This is a genomic window from Acutalibacter sp. (genome assembly GCF_056800975.1).
The window spans coordinates 1-19,799 of record NZ_JBQISV010000039.1; the positions used below are offsets into that span (position 1 = coordinate 1).

13 protein-coding genes are annotated in these 19,799 nt (G+C 59.6%); 8 read left to right on the forward strand and 5 right to left on the reverse strand.

Annotated features, from left to right (window positions below; translation table 11 throughout):
• Positions 1–125 precede the first annotated feature (125 nt).
• The 3 genes from ACTO5E_RS06050 to ACTO5E_RS06060 all read right to left on the reverse strand — a co-directional run bounded on the left by ACTO5E_RS06050 (position 126) and on the right by ACTO5E_RS06060 (position 3,739).
• The gene (locus tag ACTO5E_RS06050) at positions 126–1,376 is read right to left on the reverse strand and encodes an AGE family epimerase/isomerase (RefSeq protein ID WP_482302428.1); all 1,251 of its coding nucleotides are present in this window, start codon (positions 1,374–1,376) and stop codon (positions 126–128) included.
• Positions 1,377–1,389: 13 nt separating this feature from the next.
• Positions 1,390–2,490 (reverse strand): Gfo/Idh/MocA family protein, encoded by a 1,101-nt coding sequence (locus ACTO5E_RS06055; protein WP_482302430.1) that lies wholly within the window; start codon positions 2,488–2,490, stop codon positions 1,390–1,392.
• A gap of 391 nt (positions 2,491–2,881) precedes the next feature.
• Entirely contained in the window at positions 2,882–3,739 is an 858-nt protein-coding gene (locus tag ACTO5E_RS06060; RefSeq protein WP_482302432.1) for a Nif3-like dinuclear metal center hexameric protein, read from the reverse strand.
• A gap of 238 nt (positions 3,740–3,977) precedes the next feature.
• Here ACTO5E_RS06060 and ACTO5E_RS06065 point away from each other — a divergent pair, with 238 nt between their 5' ends.
• Positions 3,978–5,738 (forward strand): ABC transporter ATP-binding protein, encoded by a 1,761-nt coding sequence (locus tag ACTO5E_RS06065; protein WP_482302433.1) that lies wholly within the window; start codon positions 3,978–3,980, stop codon positions 5,736–5,738.
• Entirely contained in the window at positions 5,738–7,576 is a 1,839-nt protein-coding gene (locus ACTO5E_RS06070) for an ABC transporter ATP-binding protein (RefSeq protein WP_482302435.1), read from the forward strand. Before ACTO5E_RS06065 ends, ACTO5E_RS06070 begins: the two co-directional genes overlap by 1 nt.
• Before the next feature lie 126 nt (positions 7,577–7,702).
• On the opposite strand, the gene ACTO5E_RS06075 is transcribed toward ACTO5E_RS06070, so the two are convergent.
• On the reverse strand, positions 7,703–8,707 hold the full coding sequence (locus tag ACTO5E_RS06075) for a bifunctional 4-hydroxy-2-oxoglutarate aldolase/2-dehydro-3-deoxy-phosphogluconate aldolase (RefSeq protein WP_482302437.1): 1,005 nt from the start codon (positions 8,705–8,707) through the stop codon (positions 7,703–7,705).
• Positions 8,708–9,867: 1,160 nt separating this feature from the next.
• Positions 9,868–12,054, reverse strand: coding sequence for a helix-turn-helix domain-containing protein (locus ACTO5E_RS06080; RefSeq protein ID WP_482302439.1), 2,187 nt, complete (start codon positions 12,052–12,054; stop codon positions 9,868–9,870).
• A 647-nt stretch (positions 12,055–12,701) separates the two neighbouring features.
• On the opposite strand from ACTO5E_RS06080, the gene ACTO5E_RS06085 reads away from it, so the two are divergent.
• From ACTO5E_RS06085 to araD, 6 genes are all read left to right on the forward strand, one after another.
• The gene (locus ACTO5E_RS06085) at positions 12,702–13,538 is read left to right on the forward strand and encodes a DegV family protein (RefSeq protein ID WP_482302440.1); all 837 of its coding nucleotides are present in this window, start codon (positions 12,702–12,704) and stop codon (positions 13,536–13,538) included.
• Between the two features lie 618 nt (positions 13,539–14,156).
• Entirely contained in the window at positions 14,157–15,122 is a 966-nt protein-coding gene (locus ACTO5E_RS06090; RefSeq protein ID WP_482302442.1) for an ABC transporter permease, read from the forward strand.
• 22 nt (positions 15,123–15,144) lie between these two features.
• On the forward strand, positions 15,145–16,050 hold the full coding sequence (locus tag ACTO5E_RS06095; protein ID WP_482302444.1) for a carbohydrate ABC transporter permease: 906 nt from the start codon (positions 15,145–15,147) through the stop codon (positions 16,048–16,050).
• Positions 16,051–16,118: 68 nt separating this feature from the next.
• The gene (locus ACTO5E_RS06100; RefSeq protein ID WP_482302446.1) at positions 16,119–17,807 is read left to right on the forward strand and encodes an extracellular solute-binding protein; all 1,689 of its coding nucleotides are present in this window, start codon (positions 16,119–16,121) and stop codon (positions 17,805–17,807) included.
• A 455-nt stretch (positions 17,808–18,262) separates the two neighbouring features.
• Entirely contained in the window at positions 18,263–18,412 is a 150-nt protein-coding gene (scfA, locus tag ACTO5E_RS06105; protein WP_482302448.1) for a six-cysteine ranthipeptide SCIFF, read from the forward strand.
• A gap of 249 nt (positions 18,413–18,661) precedes the next feature.
• Positions 18,662–19,354 (forward strand): L-ribulose-5-phosphate 4-epimerase, encoded by a 693-nt coding sequence (araD, locus tag ACTO5E_RS06110; protein ID WP_482302449.1) that lies wholly within the window; start codon positions 18,662–18,664, stop codon positions 19,352–19,354.
• The last annotated feature ends 445 nt before the right edge of the window (positions 19,355–19,799 follow it).

Here is a 19,799-nt window from a genome sequence, read left to right on the forward strand (position 1 = left end):
CTGGTCATAGGGGCAGCGGAACAGCTCAATGCCCCGGTATCCGGCCCGCCGGGTCATGTCCAGGTAGCCCAGGAAGTCTCGCTGGATCTCCCCCACAAAGGAGGCGGTGATCAGATAGATATCCTTCATGCCTGCCCCTCCTTTTCTACCAGACGCTTTGTCCGCTCCATCACCTCAAAGCACATCTGAGAGTTATGGAAGGGGCATTTGCCGCCGTTGAGCTTGTCAAAGCCGTGCATACCGTCTACCACATGCCCGCCGTCCTCATCCACCAGGATATTGTTGTACCAGTCCCCGTGCTCCCGGTTTACAAAGTAGGCTTCAATAAACCGCACCTGCCTCTCGCAGGCGTCCAGAAAGCTCTCGCTGCCGGTCAGCTCATAGCCGCACAGCATGGCGGTCACTGCCTCGGCCTGAGCCCACCACACATGGCTGGGCTGGCGTTCCCCTGTGGACAGGTCGCAGCCATTGTAAAGGCTCCCGTAGGGGTCAAAGTCCTTGTCCCGCACCTGCTCCAATATGTCGGTGCACACTGCCTTCATTCTGGCTGTCAGACTGTCGTCCCCTACCAGCTCCGCCACCTTCAGCGCCAGATACCCGATCTCGCAGTCGTGCCCATAGCTCTGGTGGCTTCCCACCCGCCGGCCCTCCGGGTCGATGATGGATTTCAGGTTGTGCTGCTCCGGGTCGTGGAGCTTGTCCACAATCAGCTCCGCCATCTCTTTGAGCGCCGCCTTTACCCGGGGGCTGCCGGTGGCCTCAAACAACTGCACATAGGCCTGGCAGAGATGGTGGGGGAACATCACCGCCCCCTGGGGCAGCTTCATTCCCCGGCCCTTTCCCAGGCCGCTGCCCTCCTGGACCCGCCAGTCCCGGGTCATGCTGCCGTGGTAGCAGCCCGGGGCGAATTTCACCCTTGCCTCCATCCGCTCAAAGGCCTCGTTGGCTATGCGCAGGGCCTCCTGGTCGCCGGAGGCTCTGGCATAGGCCGCGCAGCCCATAATCAGAAAGGCCTGGCAGTAGTTGGGCTTGGAATCGTCCAGCACCTCTCCCTGTGCCGAGACAGAGATATATGCCCCCCCAAACTCCTTGTCATAAAACCGCCCCGCCAGGTCCCGGAAGGCATACCCGGCTTTTTCCAGATAGAGGGGGTCGCCCAGCGCCCGGTATGCTGTGGAAAAGGCGTACAGCATACGCCCGGCCAGGGTCAGGCCCCGGGGCTCTGTATTGTCTATCTGCATGTCCAGGGTGACTCTGCCATAAAAGCCGCCGTTCTCATGGTCCACAATATGTTCGCTGGTCCAGAAGGGGAAAATACATTCCCGGGCGTTTTTTTCAGCCCAGCTTCCCAGCTTCTCAAGCCTTGTTTTATTCATAGCCGCCTCCTTCTCAGTCGAAGTACACCGTCTTTCCTGTTCTGGCAGACTCATAGATGGCGTCCAGCACCTTGGTGACAGTCAGGGCCTGCTCCGGCGTAACGAACAGCTCCCCCTGGCCGCACAGGGCGTCCACCCAGATTTTTGCCTCGGCCTCGTCGGGCATGACCATGGGGTTGCGGTCAATGGTGTTGGCCATTCTGGGCCGGAAGCCCCTGGTGGCAATGGCGGTATCCACCTTGCGGTTGGCAACCACATGGTTTGCCACCAGGCCGTTGTTGGCGTCTACGCCCCCCTTGGTGCCGCACAGGCGCACCATGCCCTCTACCGGGATGATGTTCATGGCCCAGGAGCAGCGCACATTGATCAGCGCGCCGTTCTTCATGCGCACAAAGCCAAAGGCCGAGTCCTCCAGCTCATACTTGGCAGGGTCCCAGTTGCCAAAGTCGTTGCCCATCTCGTCCACAGCAGCCACCGGGCCAATCTTGTCAAAAGCGGCGCCGGTCACGCTGGCAACCTCGTAGTTGCCCATCATCCACAGGGTCAGGTCCAGGGCGTGGGTAGCCATATCAATCAGCGGACCCCCGCCCTGCTCGGCCTTATTGGTGAAAACGCCCCAGGTGGGTATGCCCCGCCGCCGCCAGGCAGTGGCCTCGGCATAGTAGATTTCTCCCAGAGCTCCGGTGTCCACATATGCCTTCATGGCCTTGTTCTGGTCCATGTGCCGGTACTGATAGCCAATGGTCAGCAGCTTGCCGGTGCGCTGGTGGGTCTCATACATTTTCATAGCGTCCGCATAGGTAGCCGCCATGGGCTTTTCGCAGATGACATGCTTGCCCGCCTCCATGGCCGCCACCGATATCTCACAGTGCTTGACATTGGGGGTGAGAACATGCACGGCAAAAATGTCGGGGTCCTTCAGCAGCTCCCGGTAGTCGGCAAACACCTTGGCCCCCTCGCAGCCGTACTTGTCGCAGGCCTCCTGGGCCCGCTGGGGGATAATGTCGCAGAACGCGTACATATCGATCCTGTCCCGCTGGGTGGCCATGCCGGGAAAGTGCTTGTCGTTGGCAATTCCTCCGCAGCCGATAAAACCAATCTTCAACTTACTCATGATCCTTCTCCTTTGCTGGTTATATATATTTCATGGCCTTATCATACAAAATTTCGCCGGGGAATTCATTAAAAAAAATCTCCTTGCCTTTTGATAAAATCGCCTGTGGCCCATGCCCGCAAAAGAACGCGCCAGAAGCCGGACCTGCCGGCTTCTGGCGCGTTCTCTTATCTTAGGGCAGCACCGCGCAAAGACCGGCCTACGGCCTTTGCACGTGATTTGCTTGCACTTTTCCCGTCATAGCGCACAGCTCTCGCTTGTCAATCCCTAGATTGGCTACACTCAATCTGTACACTCTGACGAAAAAATTGACTGCGCAACTCACGCGCAATCTTTGTGCGGTGTTGCCTTAGAACTTGTTATCTCCCTTGTTATGGCCTGTTGCGGAGCCTTAAATATACCGGTACATGTCCCCGCTGGGCACATAGGTCACAGGCAGCCGCTCCTCCAACAGCCGTGAGAGCCACTCCTGGGCATAGCGCATTCCCAGCTCCTCCCAGTTAAAGTGCCCCATATTGATGACCGCCTTGGCCCGGCCCTGCTGTGCGGCGTCGCGCACATAAGAGAGCACCGTCCAGTCAATCACCTCTCCCGGCAGAATCACGTCCGCCTTGCGCTCCAGGGTGTCGATAATCTGCACGCTGTACTCCTTGGGCTTGCCGTCTCTGCGCAGGGCCCGGCCCCCCATGGGGTACAAATGCCCCACCAGCGCCAAGGACTTCACCCGGGCGGCAGGGTCGCCCACATAGCGCAGGCCGTTCAGGCCAAGGGTCTCCTTGATACTCCGGCACAGCTCCTCCACCGTGGTCTCTGGAATGTCCACCAGAAAATGCGAAAAGGGAGACGCGTCGGAGGCCTCCGCCCGGGCGTTCTCCGCCCAGCCCATGTACTTCAGCACCCCGGTGAAAATGCCGTCTGGGTCGTGGGCGTGCATGTGGTCGTGGTCCCGCCAGACAGAAATGCCGTGCTCCTCCAGCAGCCTTTGTTTTTCCTCATACACCTGGTTGGGAAAGTCCTCAAACCAGCCGGGCTCGTCCAAAGAGGTGTAGAAGGTGGGCTCATGAACCACAATCAGGTTGGCCCCCAGCTCTGCCGTCCTTCTGATGACGTTCATGGTGGGGGACAATGCCGTCGCCACGCCTGTGCACTGGCTGTCCCTGTCCCCTGCCTTCCAGCCGTCGCAGCCGCGGTAGTCTGGCAGCTGCGGATGGTATGCCAATATCCGGTCAATGACCTCCTGCTTTTTCATAGCCGATTCCTCCCTGTTTTGGTTTCATACCATTCAGTATACTGGCTGGCGCGGCGGTTTTCAACAAAAAAAGCGGAAAAGTCTTTCAATAATGTCTCAAGCCGCCTTTTAAAAGGTTACGAAATCCAAAAAGAAGCTGTTATTTTTGATTGGTATTTTATCCCCCCTCAGGTAAGATGGACAGGTATATCATTGAAAAGTGGGAACATGTGTTGCCCAGAGAAGAAGGAGGCAAAAAATGCTAAAAATTTTCAAGCGGATGGGCAGGACCGAATGGGGCCTGCTCATCACCGGCGTTTTGCTGGTAATCGGCCAGGCCTACACCGACCTGAAGGTGCCTGACTACATGTCTGCCATCACCCGGCTGGTGAAGACCCCAGGCAGCAGGCTTTCGGAGATCTGGCTTGCCGGGGGCCTGATGCTGGGCTGCAGCCTGCTCAGCATGGGCCTGACCTTTCTGTCAGGCTTTGCCACCGCAAGGCTGGCGGCTACCTTTTCCAGAAATCTCCGCAGCGCCCTTTTCGACGCGGTGGAGTCCTTCTCCCTGGAGGAGATCGACCGCTTCACCACCTCGTCTCTGATTACCCGCTCGACCAACGACGTGGCCCAGATTCAGAATTTCATTTCCGGCGGGTTCACCATGATGCTCCGGGCCCCTGTCACCGTGGGGCTGGCCCTGGCAAAAATTTCTGCCAAGCACTGGCAGTGGACAGCCCTGACCACCGGCGCGGTGGTTGTGGTGCTGTGCGTGGTGGCCTTTATCATCACCTATGCCCACCCCCGCTTCCGCAGGCTGCAGGCCCTGACCGACGGCCTGAACCAGGCCATGCGGGAGAACCTCACCGGCATTCGGGTGGTGCGGGCCTATAACGCGGAGGCGTATCAGGAGGAGAAATTTGCCCGGGCCAACGACCGCCTGACGAACAACCACCTGCAGGCCCAGCGCGCCATGAGCGTGATGCACCCGGTCATGCGCTTTTTGAACAACGGCCTCACGGTGGGCATCTACTGCACCGGCAGCTTTCTGATTGTGCAGGCCCTTGGCACAACCGCCGCCATTGACACCTTCTCTGACATGGTGGTCTTTTCCACCTATGCCAGCAAAATCCTGTTTGCGTTTATGGGGCTCAACTTTATTTTCATGCAGCTCCCCAGGGCCTCTGTCTGCGCCGCCCGAATCAACGAGCTGCTGGACACGGTCCCCTCCATCCAGGACGGCGACGCCCAGGAGGGCCGGGAGGGCCTGGCCGGCGTGCTGGAGTTCCGGCATGTGAGCTTCCGCTATCCCGGAACCGACGAGGACATGCTTCATGATATCTCCTTTACAGCCCGCCAGGGCGAGACCGTGGCGTTGATCGGCGTTACCGGCAGCGGAAAGTCCACGCTGGTGAACCTGATTCCCCGCTTCTATGACGCCACCGCAGGAGAGGTTCTCTTGGACGGCAGAAATGTGCGGGAGTACACCCAGAAGGCCCTGCGGGGCAAGCTGGGCTACGCCCCCCAGCAGGCCGTGCTCTTTACCGGAACAGTGTCCTCCAACATCCGCTATGGCGAGGGCCCGGACCACCCGGACCCGGAGGAGGCGGTGAGGCAGGCTGTGGAGATTGCCCAGGCAAAGAGCTTTGTGGAGGCCATGGAGGGCGGCTATGACGCGCCCATTGCCCGGGGCGGCGTCAATGTGTCCGGCGGACAGAAGCAGCGGCTCAGCGTGGCGCGCTCTGTATTCCGCAGGCCGGAGGTCTACCTGTTCGACGACACCTTCTCCGCCCTGGACTACAAAACCGACCAGACCCTGCGGGCGGCGCTGAAACGGGAGACCGCCGGCGTCACCACATTGATCGTCGCCCAGCGCATTGGCACCATTCGGGACGCGGACAAGATTATTGTTCTGGACGAGGGCCGGGTGGCCGGCATGGGCGTTCATGAGGAGCTGATGAAATCATGCGAGCTGTACAGAGAGATCGCGTATACCCAGCTCAGTGAGGAGGAGCTGCAATAATGGCGAAGAATACTTATCAACTGGGCCAGGCAAAAATGACCAACACCCGTATGCGCGGGCCCATGCGGATGATCGAAAAGCCCAAGGACATGAAGGGCACCCTGCGGATGCTGGTCCAGTACCTGCGCAAATTCATCGTTCCCCTTTGCGCCGCTCTGGCCTGCGCTGTGGTCAGCGTGATACTCACCCTGTTCGCCCCGGACGGCATGAACCGCATCACCAGCCTGATCGAGGAGGGCATGGACACCGGCGCGCTGGACACCCGGCAGGTGCTGGCTATCAGCGCGGCGGTGCTGCTGTTTTACCTGCTCTCCTCCGGGCTGGCCTTTATTCAGGGGATCAGCCTGGTGAGCACCACCCAGAGCGTTATGCGGCACATGCGCAACGACATCTCCCGCAAGCTGAACCGAATCCCCCTGAGCCGGTTCGACCACTCCTCCTTTGGCGACCTGCTCAGCCGAGTGACCAATGATGTGGACACCATTGGCATGAGCCTGAGCCACGGGGTGGTGGATGTGGTGACAGCGGCGGCCACCTTTATCGGCGTAGCCATTATGATGCTGCTGACCAATCTCTGGCTGGCGTTGATTGCCCTGGGCTCCAGCCTGGTGGGCTTCTATCTGATGAACCGGCTCATCCACCGCAGCCAGAGATATTTTTCCAACCGCCAACGCTACCTGGGGGAGCTGAACGGCCATATTGAGGAGATGTACGCCGGGCATTTGATTGTCAAGGCCTTCAGCGGCGAGAGCGATTCCCGGCGGGAATTCAACCGGCTGAATCAGCTGCTCTATGACTCCAACTGGCGAAGCCAGTTCCTCAGCGGCATTATGCGGCCCATTATGGACTTTCTGGGCAATTTCGGCTATGTGGCTGTGTGCGTGGTGGGCGCGGTGATGACCATGAACGGCTCCATTGGCTTTGGGGTGATCGTGGCCTTTATCCTCTACGTCAAAATGTTCACCCAGCCCTTGGGGCTGGTAGCCCAGTCTGTCACCAGCCTTCAGTCGGCCATTGCCGCAGCAGAGAGGGTGTTCGCCTTTTTGGATGAGAGCGAGATGGAGGACGAGAGCCGCAAACAGCCTCTGCTGGGCAGCGCAAAGGGGGCTGTGGAGTTCCGGCAGGTCAGCTTTGGCTACACGCCGGAGAGAACGGTGATTCACAACTTCTCCGCGCAGATCCGGCCAGGGCAGAAGGTGGCCATTGTGGGCCCCACCGGCGCGGGAAAGACCACCCTGGTCAACCTGCTCATGCGTTTTTACGAGCTCAGCGGCGGCAGCATTCTGCTGGACGGGGTGAGCATCCGCGACACCACCCGGGAGGACGTTCACAACCAGTTCTGCATGGTGCTGCAGGACACCTGGCTGTTTCAGGGGAGCATTATGGAGAATATCGTTTACAGCAAAAAGGACGTGCCTATGGCAAGGGTGGTGGAGGCGTGCAAGGCTGTGGGCCTGCACCGGTTCATCCAGTCTCTGCCCGAGGGCTATGACACTACGCTCTCTGACAGCACAAGCCTTTCGGCCGGACAGCGTCAGCTGATCACCATTGCCCGGGCCATGATTGACGACGCCCCTCTGCTGATTCTGGACGAAGCCACCAGCTCGGTGGACACCCGCACCGAACAGGTGGTGCAAAACGCCATGGACCGGCTGACCAAGGACCGCACCTCCTTTACCATTGCCCACAGGCTCTCCACCATCCGCAATGCCGACATGATTCTGGTCATGAAGGACGGCGACATTGTAGAGACCGGCGCCCATACCCAGCTGCTGGAAAAGGGCGGGTTCTACTCTGACCTGTGGACCAGCCAGTTTGTCAACGCAGAGACCATTTAAGCCCTGGACAGGGCCAGCGCAGCCCCAGGCGGCAGGCCTTTGTCCGTCTTTATGAAAACAGAAAACGGTGTGGGACCTTTTGGCTCCACACCGTTTTTTCTTTCTTCTGACTGCCCGGCAGAGCGGTCAAACCACGTCCGGCACTGTGTCCACCAGGTGGACCGCAAAGCCGCAGATCTGCTCTTTGAGGTAGATAAAGTTCACGCTGCCCTGCCGGTCCCTTCTGGCCGTGGACTGGTCCAGACCGACCCCCAGCCTCTCCATATACGCGATAGCCCGGGGCACAGAGGAGGCGGACACGGCGATGTGGCCGCAGTCCCCACGACCAGGCTGCTTCATAAGCTCTATAGCGTTGGAGGCGAACACCGAATTCTCCTTTTCCCTCACCGGCAAGCCAAAGCTCCACCCAAAAAGTCCGGCCCCTGCCAAAGCGGTCTGTGGGTCCGGGTTGTTGACGCCTATATGCTTCACCCTGAAGTCCAGAGCCGCCAGCAGGGCCTCCCGGGCCAGCTCTGTAATCTCCCCAAAGCGGCCCTCCTGGACCAGCTCTCCAGGCGCCAGCCACGCCCCGGCGCAGGCCAGAACCCTGGTCTCGGCGAAATAGTCCCTAAGCCTGTCAGGCCGCTGCTCTCCGGCCACCATAACGCTGATATTCTGACTCCCCGCCCATTCCTGAAAGGCCGGAAGCCCGGCCAGGGGCCCGGCCTGTGAAATGCGGACAGCGCCCAGACCCAGGTCTCCGGCGCGGGCAGCCTCGCTGGCAGAGGACACCTCTGGAATCAAGGGAATGCCACGCTCTTGGCAGTGGCCTGCCAGGGAGAGGTCAAGCCCCGGAGAGGCCGCAAAGGAGGCCCCGGCAGCAGCGGCCTGGTCCGCCTGCTCCCCTGTCCGCACCTCTCCCGCCCCAATGAGCATGTCCGGAAATTCGGCATGGAGCTGCCGGATTGCGTGGAGAGATTCCGCTCCCTGAAATGAGACCTCCACGCAGTTCAGCCCAGCTTTTCGGACGGCGGCAGCGATGGAAACAGCATGAGGCAGCTGCTCCGCCCCGACCACCGGCACAAGGCCGTTTTTCCATATTTCGTTCAAAACATCATTCATGTTAATCGCCACGCGATACAGAATGCGCACAAAAAGCCCTGCAAAAATCGACTTTTGTGCCCGGTATCGTTCCTTTCTTCGTATTTTTCACACTACAGCGCTCCTTTTGATTCTCTGATGCAACCCCAGGGAGCCCCGGGGGCTCCCTGGACCGGCCACACCGCCGGGCTGCTATATATAGTTCAAAAGAGGTAATCCCTCTTTTGAACTTGGCGGCACGGGCACGCCCACGCCGCCCTGCTTGAAAATCGGTAAATATGGATTTTCAAGTGCGTTTACTATAGCATAGCAGAGTATGACCGCCCGGCTCAATCAATAATGTATGCGAAGCTTTCAAGTTTCAACAGCATCCTCCTTCCCCCACATGGGTCTGCTGCATTCTCACAGTTTGCTTGAATCTATTATCCCAACGGATGGAGTGTGTTCGGCAGGGGCCGCTCTCCCCTTTGCATCGAAGCCGCCAGGAGCATAGATCGGGATGGCCGCGCACAGATTTCCCCACAGTAGAGGCGGTTGACGGCAGGGGCCGCGCTGGCCGGCTATGGTCAACAGTAATTTAAAAGAGCCCTCAGGCATTTCCCTGAGAGCTCTTCTTTACACGATGAAATTCATTCTTCTGCGAGTCCTCGCAAATTATAGACAGCCCATTGGCTTAAGCTCCTTGTTTTCCGGTATTTTTTTACCGCTTGAACCTGACCCGCTTTGTTCTCTTTCCATCTGGAATATGCTTTATTAAGCTACAAAGTGCGGCGTTCAAGCGAACCCATACCTGGCTGGTTTGCGGAATTAGGAAACTCTTCCGTCCTGCATCCCACCCCTCTTTCGGAGTTCTTCATCTATATTCAGTTTGCGGACCGAAGTCCGCCGGACTGCTGTTCTTCTATCTGACCCATGGGACTCCTCCGCCTTTCCGTCTGTAATTAAAAGCTGCGCTTTCTCCGCCGCCTGCCCCCTTTGTTTTTGTGCTTTTGCACTGGGATTTGCGGCCTGTTTTCTTCTCCGCCCCGCCGTTTTCGCTCCGGCCTTTTCGCCGTCTACTTCCGGCTTCACGTCAGCTTTTTGAGACTGCTTAGAACATGTTTTTCTTTTGTTCTGGCCATATTATAGCATAGACCGGCAGGGTTGTCAATAGGTTTTTTCAAAAAAATGGAATTTTTTTGCCAAAATCTTCAAAGCGCCTTTCCCTCCGGTCAGACCTCTGTTTCAGCCCCGCCGTCCTGCTTATACTGGGCGGGCGTAACCCCCTCGTACCGTTTGAAGGCCCGGATCATGGCCCGGGGCTCGGCGTAGCCTGCCAGCTCCGCGGCCTCCCGCACGGTTCTGCCCTGGGCCAGCAGGCACTTGGCCTCCTTCAGGCGGCAGCTGTGCAGCGTGTCCAGCACCCCCTGGCCCGCGGCCGCCTTATACCGGTGGCTCAGGGTGGAGAGGGGCATGCCCAGGTGCTCGGCCACTGTGCCCACGCCCATGGCCGGACTGCGGAAGTTCTCCTGTATGTATGCCTGCACGCTTTGCACCAGCTGGGCGTTCCGGTCCTCTCCCGGGTCCTTGGGCAGGTCCTGGCAGCGCTGCCGGAAAAGCTCCCACAGGGCCTGCTCCATCTCCTCCACATTGGCCCGTCTGGTCAGGCCGACCATGTCCCGGTAGGTGCTTTGGGGCGGCAGCAGCAGCTCGGCCACTGCGGCGCACCGGTGCTGAACCACCTCCAAGGGCAGGCCCCTCTCCGACAGGTCCAGGCGAATGATCTCTTCCAGGCACTTCTGGGCCTTTTTGCCGCTGCCCCCGGTGAGGCTGCCGGCCAGAAGCTTCTGCCGCCGCAGGAATTCCTCATAGGAGCCCTTCTCTCCATATTGCAGCGTCTGGCTGGCAAACCAGGCGCCCGGCTCCCGGCGGGTCTGCCAGAAGGCGTCGCTGCGCCAGGCCCGGCTCACCAGGTCCCAGCCTGCCGGCGCGTCGGAAAGGCGGGTGCAGGCCTCGCTGATATAGCACACTGCCGGCGCGGACAGGGCCTGACCCAGCAGCGCCGCCGCCCGGGCCCCCTCCTCCTGAGAGACCTCCCCCTGCACCAGCACCGCCAGCAGGCCGTTGACCACCAGGCCCACACCTGCCCGCTTTTCCAGCAGGCTCTCCTCCAGAATCTCCCCCATGGCCTGATAGAGAGCGGCCATCTGGGCGGCGTAGGCCCCTGCCTCCGGCCTGGGGCCCTCTGCCGAAAAGGCCAGCACCCGGTAAGGCTGGCCGTCCTCCAGGTACTGGGACAACGCCCGGGAGTCATTGGTCAGCCCCTGAAGATACCGGGCCAGCCAGGCGTCCTGCATCTGCTTGTCCCGCTGGCGGAGCTGTGCCTCAAGGGTCTCCTTTTCCCGGGCAAAATCCGTAAGGCCGTCCGCCAGACTTCGCAGGGATCTGGCTCCCCTTTCAGGCTTGGCGTTCTGCTTGTCCATAATCAGCAGCACACTGCGGAAGGGAGACCAGGTGCGGCGGCTGAGGACCACCGCGGCCCCTACCCCAAACAGCAGATACGCCGCCAGCTGAACCCCCAGCTGGACCACCGCCCTGCGCAGCTCCCCCGAGCCCTTGTCCCGGCGGGAGAGGTAGCCGTAGCGCAGGCCGCTGAGCCGGGAGGTGTACAGCGAATAAAGATAGCCCTCCCCGTTCAACACCAGCTGGCCCCGGTCCTCCTGGGGCAGGCCCGCCTGACAGAGCTGCCGTGCCTCGGGTCCGCCAAAAACCAGGCCCCCGTCCTCCCGGGCCACAAACACCCCGCCGCTCTCCTGCTGGGGAAACATCCCGTCGCTGAGCCGCAGAACCATGCCCACGCAGGAGAGGCTCTCCCGGTAGTGGGAGTCGTAGACATTTTTCAGCACCAGAATGTAGCCCTGGCCGTCCTTGCCCATCACAGTGCTGACCCGCAGGGACACGCCGCTCTCCTTCAGCGCTGCGTCCAGGTCCTCCACAGGCACGTCCAGCTCCCAGGCAAACAGGTCGTTCTGGCTGGGGTGGTAGGTGCGGCGGTTGCTGACCAGATAGCCGCTGCGGTAAAAATAGCAGAAGCTGCGGAAATAGGAGTCCTGCTGGTTCACCGCGGCGGTGAACAGGTCGGTAAGCCGGCACAGCTGGTGGAGCTCAGCGGCGTTGAGGGCAGGCTTTTCCGCCAGACTGCTGATGAGAATTTCCTCCGACAGCAGGGTGATGGTGCTGGCCGCATCGTTCAGGTCCTGGTCAATGCGCAGATGGATGCTGTCGATGGCGTCCTCCTGCTTCTGGCGCATGTTCTGAAGGATGCTCCCCTCCAGCTGGATGATGGTGGCGGTGGACAGGAGCAGGGGAATCATGCAGACAATCAGATATGAGGCCAGAAGCCGGTGGTAGATTTTCAAGGGGACTCCCTCCTGTCAGCCGCGGGAACGGTTTTCTTATAGTTTACCACAACCAGCCCCCCGGCGCAAGAGGAAGCCTGGAGCCGAGGGGGATTTTCCCGGGGGGGAGCCAGGGGGGGAAGTGTTCCTTTCGCGGATTTGATGGGGGCGGATATCATCCGCCTGCTTGGCGGATGCAGCGGCAGCCTGGGAGAGCCTGCAAGGCTCTCAGACGCGAATCATAGTAAAATGCGCGGTAAGACACGCCCCAGCCAGCGCCGCCTCTTGACAATCCCCCTGCAAAGCAATACAATAGGATGAAGATATGCGGAAAGAAGCCCGTCTCTCAGGGCAGAATTAGGAAACACACTTAAAATTGGCAAAGCCGGATTTCAAGTCAGGCGGCACAACTATCGAGATGCCGCCTGCTTCAAAAAAATTTTTTGAGGTAGGTTAGGGCTTGTTTGAAAATAGAGAAAATGCCGGATTTTTGGTCCAAAGGAGGCGATTTCAAGGAGAAAACCGCAAGTAATACTTGCGTATTACGAGAATTTTCGACGCAGAAAGCGACTGCTTTGGGGCAAAAAGACGGTGTTTTCGATTTTTCAAACAAGCCCTAACTAATCATAACCCTTGGGAGCCAAGATTACCTTCAGGAGGTATGCGCTGTGGTACGCATTATAACAGACTCTGCCGCCGACTTTGAGCCTGCGGAGTGGAAAAAGCTGGACGTGGCCTGCGTCCCTCTCTCTGTGTACTTTGGGGACAAGGAATACCGGGAAAACCAGAACCTGACCAAAAACCAGTTCTACCAGCTGCTGGCCGGGGGCGTCTTCCCCCGGACCTCCCAGCCCTCTCCGGAGGATTTTTTGCAGGAGCTGGCCAAGGGGCAGGAGGACGAGACTGTGGTCGTCACCCTGTCCTCCGCCCTGAGCGGCGCCTATCACGGGGCCTGCATGGCTAAAGAGCAGGCCGGGAACAACCACTGCTGGGTGGTGGACAGCCTGAACGCCACCGGCGGTCAGCGCATGGTGGTAGAGGAGGCGGTCCGCCTGCGGGACCAGGGCTGCGGGGGCGGAGAGATCGCCCAGCGTCTGGCCTCCTTCCGGCAGCGGGTGACCCTGTTCGCCTGCATCGACACCCTGGAATACCTGTACCGGGGCGGGCGCATTGCCCGCTCGGCCTATGTGCTGGGCTCTGCGGCCCGGCTGAAGCCCATGATTCAGGTCACCCCCCAGGGGCGGATTGCCAACATCGCCAAAACCCTGGGGCTTGAGCGGGGCATGGACAGCCTGGCCCAGAAGCTGGAAAGGATTCCCCCGGACCCGGCTTATCCTATTTATATTATGTACACCAACGCGCCGGACAACGGGGAGCGTTTTGCCGCCCGGCTGAAGAAAAAGGGCTTCCGGGTCCCCAAGCGGCACTTGATTCAGGTGGGCGCTGCCATCGGGAGCCACATCGGCCCTGGGGGCGTGGGCATAGTCTACATTGCCGCTGAATAAGCCCGGCCCATCCGCCTGTGGGACAGGCCCAGCCCCCGGACTCAGAGCTGCCGCCGCTGGGGCTCAGGAGGCTACCATCTCCCCCGCAGGCTTTGCCGCCCCCAACACGCTTCGGCTTATGCTGCCTTTTTTCGCCCCGACCGGCTGTTTTCAGCAGTCGGCCCATTGACCGCCGGGCAGGCTTGCGGAGGGGAGGGACTTGGCGTTTTTGCAGGATTGCAAACGCAAACTTGCACCCATCCTATGTTGACGGCTAGGTTTATCACCAAAGCCGCTGCACTGCCGCCGGGAATTATGAACAAGTCAACGAAAATATCACCCAGTCAGGGACAGAGCCGAGGCTTTGTCCCTGTTGCCATTTTTTGCGCAGCCTTTGCCAGCTCCGCCGCAAAAATGGGCAAAACCCCGATTTTCCGGGGCTCCCGACCCCTCACCCTGTCAAAAATTTGCGCTGCCTCCCCCCGAATTATTGGACCTTTACAATCTGTTCATAAAGTCTTATCATTTTCTCAATAAAGCATGTTCCCCGCCGCCCCCCTGCACCGCGCCTGCCGCGGGCCCAGGAGCCGGGCCGGAGGCGGACTGCAAAAATCATCTTGGAAAGGATGGATGCAAGCTATGAAGCGCAGCGGACAAACCGCCGGCGCGGCGGCCCCCGCAGTCAAGGTCCGGAAGTACAGCTGGACCAACATCAGGAAGGACTTCAACCGGAACTGGGCCCTTCTTATTATGGTAGCGCCGGCCATTGTGTTCTACATCGTCTTCCACTATATCCCCATGGGCGGGTTGTGGATGGCCTTTGAGAAGTTCAAGCCCAACCTTGGCATTATTGGCTCTCCCTTTGTGGGCCTGGCCAACTTTGCCGACTTTTTCGGCTCCATCCACTGTTGGCGGGTCATCCGCAACACTCTGGTGCTCAGCTTTCTTCAGCTGGCCATTGAGTTCCCCATCACCATCCTCTTTGCCCTGCTGCTCAACGAGGTGAGCAGCACCCGCTACAAGCGCACCATCCAGACCGTGTCCTACATGCCCTACTTTGTCTCTATGGTGGTGGTTGTGGGCATTATCATGGACTTCTGCGCCTCGGACGGCGCGATCACGTCCATAGTGGGGGCCATAACAGGCAACTACGACAACATGCTGGGCAACCCCAACAACTGGCGGCCCATCTATGTGATCTCGGACCTGTGGAAGAACCTGGGCTTTAACGCCATCATCTATGTGGCGGCTCTGGCAGGCATTGACCAGACCCTCTACGAGGCGGCGGAGATTGACGGCGCCAACCGGTTCCAGCGCATTCTCAAGGTGACCATTCCCGGCATTCTGGACACCATTATGATCATGCTCATTCTGCGGGTGGGCCAGATGATGTCCATCGGGTATGAAAAAACCATTCTGATGTATAACCCCCAGGTGTACGAAACGGCGGACATCCTCTCCAGCTTTATCTACCGCAAGGCCCTGCAGGAGGGCAACTACGGCTACGGCACAGCGGTGTCCCTGTTCAACTCAGTGATTAACTTCACCCTGCTGGTGATTGCCAACGCCGTGAGCAAAAAGTACACCGAGTCCGGCCTATTCTAACAGAAAGAGAGGTTGTTACCCTATGGCAAAGGTCAAAAACAGATCAGCCGGCAGCCGGGTGTTCAACGCCATTAACTACACCTTCTTCGCCCTGATCATCCTGGTCTGCCTGCTGCCGGTGTGGCATGTGCTCTGCGCCTCCTTCTCCGACGCCAGCTGGGTGCTGGGCCAGTCGGGCATCATCTGGCGGATTGAGGGCTTCAATGTCAACGGCTACAAGCTGGTTTTCGCCAACCAGAACATCTGGAGCGGCTACTTCAACACCCTCATCTATGTGTTCGGCACCACCGCTCTGGGCATGTTCCTTACCGTGATGGCCGGCTACGCCCTGTCCCGCAAGGACTTTCTGTGGGCAAACCCCATCATGTTCCTCATCTCCTTCACCATGCTGTTCTCCGGCGGCATCGTCACCACCTACATACTGGTCACCCAGTACCTGCATATGTACGACTCCCGCTGGGCTCTGATCATTCCCGGCTGCATGAGCGCCTTCTATCTCATTCTGGTGCGCACAGCCCTGAACAATGTGCCCGAAAGCCTGGAGGAGTCCGCCATGCTGGACGGGGCGGGGCGGTTCACCATTCTCTTCAAGATCATGCTGCCCCTCATCAAGTCCACCCTGGCCACAGTCATCCTGTACTATGTCATCGGCAACTGGAACTCCTGGTTCAACGCCTTGATCTATCTGCGCTCCAAGGATAAGTTCCCCCTGCAGCTGGTGCTGAAGGATATTCTGGTCACGGCCTCAGACACCATGTCTATGGACACAGCCATTCTGGACTCGTCAGACTCGGCGGACACGGTGCTGTATAAGCAGCTGATCAAATACTGCACCATTATTGTGTCCACTGTGCCCATGTTCATCTTCTACCCCTTTATTCAAAAATACTTTGAGTCCGGCGTGATGATCGGCGCCATCAAGGGGTAACAAACACAGCCGCAAAGGCCCGGGCTTCCGCGGCCATTGCACAATAAATCACTTAGGAGGAAAACCAAATGACCAACTGCAAAAAGCTGCTGGCCCTGGCGCTGGCTCTGGCCCTGGTCCTGTCTCTGGCTGCCTGCGGCGGCAATGAGAGCAGCTCCAGCGCCTCTGGCAGCTCCGCCGCTTCCAACCAGTCCGAAAGCTCTACCGCAGACGACGCCTCTTCCGCTGAGGACGGGGACGAGTCTACCCCTGAGGAGAGCAACGCCGCCGCTCCCGGCAGCGTGGAGCTCCCCCTGACCACCGAGCCGGTGGAGCTGTCCTACTGGACCTCCATCGACACCAACTGCGCCATTATGAAGACCGACTACAACGACAACGAGTTCTATCAGGAGATGGAGAAGCGCACCGGCGTGCACCTCACCTTTGAGATGGTGGCCGCTGCGGACCGTCAGACCAACTTCAACCTGATGATCGCCTCCAACAACCTCACCGACCTGATGTACGCGGGCGCTTCCTACTACTCCGACGGTCTGGACGCCGCCATCGACGACGGCTACTTCCTGGACCTGACCGACAAGGTAGACGAGTATATGCCCAACTACCAGGCCATCCGCAAGTCCTCTCCTGACTATGAGATGCCCAGCATGACCGACTCCGGCCGCATCGGCACTGTGTATGAGCTGCGCCAGAGCAAGCAGGGCCCCTGGCTGGGCATGTGGATGCGCAAGGACTGGCTGGACGAGGTGAAGATGGACGTGCCCGAGACCTATGACCAGTGGCACGACGTGCTGGCCGCCTTTAAGGACCAGATGGGCGCAAGCGCCGCCCTGCTGCTGAACTGGAGCGGCAGCGACGGCGAGATCGGCGCCATGTCCGCCGGCTATGGCGTGCTGAACAACTGGCAGCTGGACGAGACCGGCAAGGTGAACTACGGCCCCTACATGGAGGGTTGGAAGAAGTATGTGACCACCATGCACAACTGGTATGCCGAGGGCCTTATCGACCCCGACTTCATGGCCACCGACGAGCGCACCGCCGACATGACCGCTGTCATCACCGGCAAAACCGGCGCTTTCGCCGCCCTGTACACCATGCCCTCTCTGTACGAGTCCTCCTCTGAGGACAAGGACATGTACCTCATCCCCGTCACCGCACCCAAGGAGAACGCCGGCGACGAGCTGCATATCCGCCTGCGGGACTCCTACATCTCTGGCAACACCGCCATCTCCGCCCAGTGCGAGCATCCCGAGATCGCCATGCGCTGGCTGGACTACCTGTTCACCGAGGAGGGCGCTCTGCTGGCCAACTATGGCATTGAGGGCGACACCTTTGAGTATGACGCGGACGGGAAGATCACCTTTACCGACAAGATGCTGAACAACGAGAACGGCTGGACCGCTGCCCAGACCATTGCCAGCTATGTCTGCCCCTCCTCCGCCATCGCCAACTGGTCTGACTGGACCCGCGAGCTGATGAACGTGCCGGAGAAAGACCAGGAGTGCTACACGGTGTGGGGCTCTCACAAGGACGACTGGCGTCTGCCCAGCCTGTCCCTCACTGCCGACGAGGCGGTAGAGCGTTCTGCCATTTACGCCGACGCCAGCAGCGTGGTGAAGGAGTACACCGCCAAGTTCATCAGCGGCGCTCTGGACATTGAGGCTGAGTGGGACAACTACATTGGCCTGCTGGAGACCGCTGGCATTCAGCGCGCTATTGAGATCACCCAGGCCGCTTACGACCGCTATCAGGCCCGCTAAGAGGACTCCGCTTCCTCTGACATAAAAGAAGCTCTCCGGACGGTACAGCCTGGGCTGTGCCGTCCGGTTTTTTGTTGGCCGCAAGCAGTACGCCCGCCGGTGGCTTTTGCCGCCGGATACCGCCAGGTGTTCGACGCCTGTAGCGCAAGGCCGCAGACCGCGCCATCCCGCGCCCCAAAAAGTCTCCCGCCCCAAACCGCTGCCACCCCCCCAGCCCCTCTGCCCCGCCCAGGGGACTTCTGAAATCGAAGCGTGTATTAAGCAAGCTTCGGCCTCCTTTTCAACGGTGATAGGTTTTCGTAGGGACAAGGCTCCTAAGCGGCCGGAGGCCGTTCCATCCCCCCTTCTTTGGACGCTCCCCCGCCGCTCGGGGGGACTTGACAATTTTTCTGGGGCGTGGTATAATACAGGAAAAACGTCGGTATCGCTCCGGCGCATGGATGGAGGGATATCCCATGGAAATGATCAAGACCCTGAAAACCCGCAATCTTTGCGAGAGCGCAAAAAACGGCGGCTGCGGCGAGTGCCAGACCTCCTGCCAGTCTGCCTGCAAAACCAGCTGCGGCATTGCCAACCAGCCCTGCGAGAACAAGGCTGCCAAATAAGCTTCGCCACGGTTTTGGTGCCGCCTGCAGGGCGGCACTTTTTCTTCACTAAAAGCAAAACAGGCCCACCCTGTAGTCTGTTTGAAAACCGGAAAAAGGCTGGATTTTGGGCCGGGAACGAGCGGTTTCCAGGAAAGAAACCGAGATTTTTGCCGCCGAAGCTACCGTTTCTGGTCAAAACAGACCATATTTCGGCGTTTTCCAACACACTTCAGGGCGGGCCCTCCCAGAACAAGAGGAGGGAAGCATATGCTAGAGGAACTGAAACAGCAGGTCTATCAGGCCAACCTGATGCTGCCCCGGCATGGTCTGGTCACCTTTACCTGGGGCAATGTGTCCGGCGTTGACCGGGAAAAGGGGCTTATGGTCATCAAGCCCTCCGGCGTGGCCTATGAGGGCATGTCTCCCGAGGACATGGTGGTGGTCAGTCTGGCGGACGGCCAGCGGGTAGAGGGAAAGTGGAAGCCTTCCAGCGACACCGACACCCACCTGGCCCTGTACCGGGCCTTTCCAGCCCTGGGGGGCGTGGTGCACACTCATAGCCGGTGGGCCACCACCTTTGCCCAGGCTGGGCGCTCCATCCCGGCCATGGGCACCACCCAGGCCGACTATTTTTACGGAGACATCCCCTGCACCCGGAAGATGACCCCTACGGAAATTGGCGGCAGCTATGAGTGGGAGACCGGCCGCGTCATTATCGAGACCTTACAGGGCGGGGACCCCATGGACGTCCCTGGGGTACTGGTGCACAGCCACGGCCCCTTTGCCTGGGGCTCCGACCCTATGACTGCGGTGCACAACGCGGTGGTTATGGAGGAGGTGGCCTTTATGGACTGGCACGCCATGATGCTGAATCCAGAGGCAGGCCGGATGCAGCAGGAGCTGCTGGACAAGCACTACCTGCGCAAGCACGGCGAAAACGCCTATTACGGACAGGGCTGAGCCCCCAAACAGAGAAAAGCCCGGCACAGGCCCTCGAAAGCTGTGCCGGGCTTTTCTTCCGTTTTTCAGGCAGAGGCCAAGGGCAGGCCGCGAGCCTCTTGGGGGCGGGGCCTGCATCAAGACTTTCCCTACCCGGGTCAGAACGCGCCGCTGGCCAGACGCTAAGGAAGCTGGCGCGAAGCTCCCGGTCCGGCCAGGGACAAAGAGAAGCGGGAGTGTCCCAACCGCAGAGATAATCATCAGTGTTCCCCCCGCCCGTAGGGCGGGGGGAACACGAAAAGCTCTCCGAAACGGACACTCCCAGAGAAGCAAGCCCCTCCCCTGCAAGCTCATGGGCAAATCATGGCTTGCAGGGGAGGGGCTTTGCTTGAATCAACCGCAGGCTATAGCGGGCCGCTGGCGCCCATGAGCCTGGTCATTCCCATCCTTTTGGCTGGCTTAGTGG